Annotated in this window: 6 protein-coding genes; 2 read left to right on the top strand and 4 right to left on the bottom strand. The window is 71.4% G+C overall.

The window, feature by feature from the left end; all coding sequences use genetic code 11:
- Positions 1 to 1410, top strand: a 1410-nt coding sequence (locus AB0M20_RS26830; protein ID WP_364302767.1) for an alpha/beta fold hydrolase, incomplete at its 5' end; no start/stop codon positions are given.
- 108 nt (positions 1411 to 1518) lie between these two features.
- On the opposite strand, the gene AB0M20_RS26825 is transcribed toward AB0M20_RS26830, so the two are convergent.
- The 3 genes from AB0M20_RS26825 to AB0M20_RS26815 all read right to left on the bottom strand — a co-directional run bounded on the left by AB0M20_RS26825 (position 1519) and on the right by AB0M20_RS26815 (position 4190).
- Complete coding sequence (locus tag AB0M20_RS26825; protein WP_364302765.1) at positions 1519 to 2067, bottom strand: OsmC family protein; 549 nt, start codon at positions 2065 to 2067, stop codon at positions 1519 to 1521.
- Positions 2064 to 3185: an NAD(P)/FAD-dependent oxidoreductase gene (locus AB0M20_RS26820; protein WP_364302763.1), complete on the bottom strand. Its 1122-nt coding sequence runs from the start codon at positions 3183 to 3185 to the stop codon at positions 2064 to 2066. The genes AB0M20_RS26825 and AB0M20_RS26820 overlap by 4 nt, the downstream gene beginning before the upstream one ends.
- A gap of 75 nt (positions 3186 to 3260) precedes the next feature.
- Positions 3261 to 4190, bottom strand: a complete 930-nt coding sequence (locus AB0M20_RS26815; protein WP_364302761.1) for a LysR family transcriptional regulator — start codon at positions 4188 to 4190, stop codon at positions 3261 to 3263.
- Positions 4191 to 4281: 91 nt separating this feature from the next.
- On the opposite strand from AB0M20_RS26815, the gene AB0M20_RS26810 reads away from it, so the two are divergent.
- The gene (locus tag AB0M20_RS26810) at positions 4282 to 4620 is read left to right on the top strand and encodes a nuclear transport factor 2 family protein (protein ID WP_364302769.1); all 339 of its coding nucleotides are present in this window, start codon (positions 4282 to 4284) and stop codon (positions 4618 to 4620) included.
- A gap of 13 nt (positions 4621 to 4633) precedes the next feature.
- Here AB0M20_RS26810 and AB0M20_RS26805 read toward each other — a convergent pair.
- The coding region (locus AB0M20_RS26805; protein ID WP_364302758.1) for a zinc-binding dehydrogenase at positions 4634 to 5004 on the bottom strand (371 nt) is incomplete at its 5' end.

The following is a 5004-nucleotide window of genomic DNA, read 5'->3' as shown; positions in this document are numbered from 1 at the left end:
GTGGAGCACCGGGACCGGGTCGTGCCCAAGGAAGAGCTGATGGACCGGATCTGGGGTGGCCGGTTCGTCAGCGAGTCGGCCGTGACCAGCCGGATCAAGCAGGGCCGGCAGGCGATCGGGGACAACGGGCAGGCGCAGCGGCTGATCCGGACCGTGCACGGCAAGGGCTACCGGTTCGTGGGCACGGTGCGCACCGCGGCCACCGATGCCGCTCCGCGCCACGAGCCCGTCGGGTACGCGGAGTCCGACGGGCTGCAGATCGCCTACCAGGTCACCGGCGGCGGGGACCGGGACCTCGTACTCATCGCCGGGTTCGTCTCGCACCTCGAGTTGGACTGGGCCGACCCCCGGCACGCGGCGTTCCTCGACCGGCTCGGCACGTTCGGGCGGTTGATCCGTTTCGACAAGCGCGGCACCGGCCTCTCCGACCGGCCCAACGACGTGCCCGACCTCGAGACCCGGATGCACGACCTGATCGCCGTGATGGACGCCGCCGGGTCGCAGCGCGCCGTGCTCTTCGGCTACTCCGAGGGCGGGCCGATGGCGGCGCTGCTGGCCGCGATGTATCCGGAGCGGGTCGAGGCGCTGATCCTCTACGGCTCCTATGCCAAGCGGGAACGCTCCGACGACTACCCGTGGGCGCCGACCCGCGAGGAACGTCAGCAGTACGTCGAGCGGCTCGCGGTTGAATGGAGCTGGGAGGCCGACATGCGGGTGATGGCGCCGTCTGCCGACGACGCCATGGCGCGGTGGTGGGGGCAGCGTGCGCGGGCGGCGGCGACCCCTTCGACGGTACGTGCGCTGATCGCGATGAACACGCTCGTGGACGTACGCGACGCGCTCGGCTCGATCCGGGTCCCGACCCTGGTCATGCACCGCCGGGGCGACCAGGACAGCAAGGTCGACGAGGGCCGCTACCTGGCCGACCGCATCCCGGGCGCCCGGTTCGTCGAACTGCCCGGAGCCGACCACTTCGTGGCGATCGACGCCGGGCAGATCCTCGACCCGATCGAGGAGTTCCTCTCCGGCCTGACGGCATCCGTATTGCCGGAGGTCGCGCTCGGCGCCGTGCTCGCCGTGCACGGGCCGGTTCCGTCGCTGCGCGCGTCCCGGCTGGCCCGCACCGGGTCCGGTGTCGCGGTCGCGGTCTACGACGGGCCTGCCGCGGCGATCCGCGACGCCATGGCGTCTCTGGGCTCGCAGGTGCGGCTCGGGCTGCACATCGCGGAGATACCGCGAGCCGGGGACGTCGTCGACGGCCCCGGCGTAGCGGTTGCGGTGGGTCTGGCCGGCCGGGCCGCGCCCGGTCAGCTGCTGGTCTCCAGCACGGTGCGGGATCTGGTCGCGGGGTCGGGGATAGCGCTGGAGCCGGCCGGCGACGGGGCGTTCCGGCCGCCGCTCCCGTCGTGATCTTCGGCGTGCCTGGGCGCCCCGCCGCCTCCCCCACCCCGGGCACTGGGTGGGCCGGACTGTAGGTCCCGGGTACGACACTTTCTCCGCGTCGTCCCCAGCCCGCCGTCAGCCGGCCTTCACATCGATCGTGACCGGGACGCCGTTGGTCAGCACATCCCACACCGCCGACCGCTTGCGGGACTGCTCCACCAGCGCCGCCAGCTGCTCCTGAGTGGCGTCGCCGCGCAGCTCGAAGCTGACCCGGATGCCCCGATAGCCGTTGCGGACCGTCTTGTCGATGCCGAGGATGCCCTGCAGGTCGATGTCGCCCTCAACGGTGGACGACACCTCGGTCAGCGGGATTCCCCGGGCCGCGGCGATGTTCGCCAGGCCGCTGGTCAGGCAGGCGGCCAGCGCGTGCAGCAGGAACTCGACCGGGGTCGGGCCGTTGTCACCACCGGTGAGCACCGGCGGGTGGTCGGCGTCGTACCTGTGGTCGGTCGCCCGGGTGTGCTCCTGGCCGGCGCCGAAATAGCCGTTGATCGTGGACCGGTTGTGGGTTCCGCTGATCCAGCGGTTGGTGGCCCGGAACTGGAACTGCGCCAGCTCCGGCTGACCCTTGACCACGTCGATGGTGGCGAAGAGCGTGCTGGTGTCGACTCCGTTGATGGTCATGCGAGTGCTCCTTCTTTCTCGGTCAAGGCCAGGTCTGTGGCCTCGGTGTCCAGGGCGCGGCTGAGCTGCCGCTGCAGTGCGACGAATCGGGCCGGCTCCGGGAAGCGGGCCATCTGCTGGGTGATCGCGAAGATCTCTCCGACGGCGGCGTCGCGCCGCCGTTGGTATTCGGCTGGGTCGTCGATGTGTCGGGCCAGGAGTTCGGCGTCGCGGAAGGCGTCCGTGATGCCGTGGCCGGAGACCGGGTCGCGGTGGTATCCGGCGTCGCCGACCAGTGCCCATCCCGGGCCGGCTGCTTGGCGGAGGTGGTTCGGGAGGCGGGCGGCGCCGCGTACCCGGGAAGTGATGTGACCTTGCGCCATCCGCGCCGCGAGCGAGGGGGAGACCTTGGCCATCAGGCCGGTGAAGTCCGTCGTGGCCGCGGCCGTGATCGACTCGGGGCCGCAGATCCAGACGCATGCCTCGCCGCCGTGGGTCGGGAAGACGCCGGCGAAACCGTTGCGGCCGACGTGGTACTCGAAGCCGCGCCACGGCAGCCCGGCGACGTACACGTAGAAGGTCGCAGCGTCCCTCGCTCCCTCTTGGACGGTCCGTGCGCCGAAGTAGCCGGCCATCTTGGACCGCACACCGTCCGCGCCGACAACCAGGCGCGCCTTCATCTTGAGCGTTGCGCCGTCGGCGCTACGGGCCCGGATGCCGCAGATGCGTCCGTCGTCGGCGCGCATGACGCCGGTTGCGGTGACGCCGGTCAGGATGGTGGCGCCCGCCTCGGCCGCGGCCCTGGCCAGGATCCCGTCGAGGACGTAGCGCCGGGGCGCGATCAGGCAGTCGATGCCGGCGTACTCCTTCAGCGGGCGGACGATCTCGTCGTCGCCGGTCCGGAGCACCACCTGGCGGATCGCGGGAGCGCCGCTGGCCAGCACTTCGTCGAGCAGGCCCCAGCGGGCGAGCTGGACGACGCCGCCGCGGGCGATGCCGTGGGTGGACAGCGTGTCGCTCGGGATGCGGCCGCGCTCGACCACCGTGACCTTGAGGCCGCGGCGGGCCAGCAGCATCGCGGTGGCAGCGCCGGCGCACCGGGCGCCTACCACGATGACGTCGTTCTCTCGCTCGTTCATGCAACTCACGATGCCGAACTCGGCACGGCGGTCCTTGGAGACGATCTGGAGAACGAGTTCTCCACAACTCCACGTCTACATCTCGAACGCCGCGCGGCAGTTCGTCAGGAAGGCCCTGACGGCCGGACTCGGCCTGGGACGCCACACCAGGGCGAGCAGTGCGGGGATGTCGATGCCGGCGATCGGGATCGCCGCCATGTCCGGGTGCGTGGCGGTCAGGCCCGCGGCCATCGACCGGCTGAGCACGGCGACGCCCAGGCCGCGGGCGCCGAGATCCGCGACCGCGGTGGGTGAGGACGCCTCGAGAGCGATGTGCGGCTTGTGGCCGGCCGCGGCGGCGGCCTGGTCGAGGACGCTGCGGATGCCGGTCCCTTGCGGCAGTGCCACCAGCGGGTACGTGACAAGCTCGGCCAGCCCGATGCCTTCGTCCCTTTTCCTTCCACCGCCTGCGTCGCCTTGCCCGCCGCGCGCCGCCGCCAGCGGGTGGTCCGGACCGACGATCGCCGCGAGGCCCTCGCTGATGATGATCTCCACGGCCAACCCGGGCGGCGGTTTGCCGGCGATCCCGACCAGGGCGATGTCGGATGAGCCGGCGCGGACCTCGGCGATCAGCACATCCGAGTTGTCCTCGCGCAGCTCGATGCCGATGCCCGGATGCCGGCGGTGGAAGCCGGCGAGCGCCGCGAACCACGGCGCCACCTCGCAGCCCTTGACCATTCCGGCCGTGAGGTGACCGCGGACCAGGCCGTTCACCTCGTCGACGGCCCCGCGCATCGCGTCCGCGGCGGCCAGCGCCGTCCGCGCGTGCGGGAGGGCGGCCTTGCCCGCCGGTGTCAGCGTTGCCGATCGTCCCGAGCGGTCGAAGAGGTCCGCCCCCAGTTCGTTCTCCAGCGCTTTGACCTGGGCACTGACGCCGGACTGGCTGATATGGACGCGTTCGGCGGCCCGGGTGAAGTTCGCCTCCTCGGCCACCGTCACGAAGTACTCGAGTTGCCGCAACTCCATAAGCGCTGATTCTAGCTCTCATAAGAACTATGAGTTGGACTTCTGATCATCGGCGAGCGAGGGTGGACTCATGAGCGAACGAGAGAAAGCGATGAAGCCGGAGGACATCACCCGCCTCTTCGTCGAGCGGGCCAACGCGAAGGACGCCGAAGGGCTGTCGCTGCTCTACGAGGACGACGCCGTGATGGCGTTCCCGCCGGGGCAGCAGACGGTCGGGCGCGAGGCGATCCGCAAGCTCTGGGAGGAGGCGTTGCCGAAGATGCCGGCCTTCGAGCCCGAGGAGCCACTGCCGACGCTGATCAGCGGGGATCTCGCGCTGACGTCGACGCCACCGAAGGACGGCTCCGGGGCCCGCGCCCAGGTGGTGCGCCGCCAGCCCGACGGCTCCTGGCTGCGGGTGCTGGACCAGCCGGAGTTCAAGCAACCCTGAGGACGGCCTCGGCTCAGGGCACCACCACCAGTCGGCGGTCCGCGCGGCCCTCGGACTGGCGCGACCAGGCCTCGCCGATGTCGGCCAGGCGGACCGTTTCGAAATCGAGGGTCAGCCGGCCCGCCCGGGCGTAGTCCGCGATCGCCTCGATCGCGCTCGCCCGCTGGTCCTTGGTGATCGCGTTGTTGGTGTAGCCCAGCACGCTCAGCGAGCGCCCGCGGATCGTGGCCGAGTCGAAGGGCGCCGTCTCGCCGGCGGAGCCACCCAGATTGACGAGCCGTCCGCCGACCCGCAATGCGCGCAGGGCGGCGGCGGCCGGCTCGCCGAAGACCGGGTCCACCACCAGGTCGAACGGTCCCGAGTCGGCCAGCCGCCCCGCGAAAT

The sequence above is a fragment of the Actinoplanes sp. NPDC051633 genome, from assembly GCF_040681735.1.
Taxonomy (GTDB): Bacteria; Actinomycetota; Actinomycetes; order Mycobacteriales; family Micromonosporaceae; genus Actinoplanes.
This window is presented reverse-complemented; position numbering and strand designations above follow the sequence as displayed.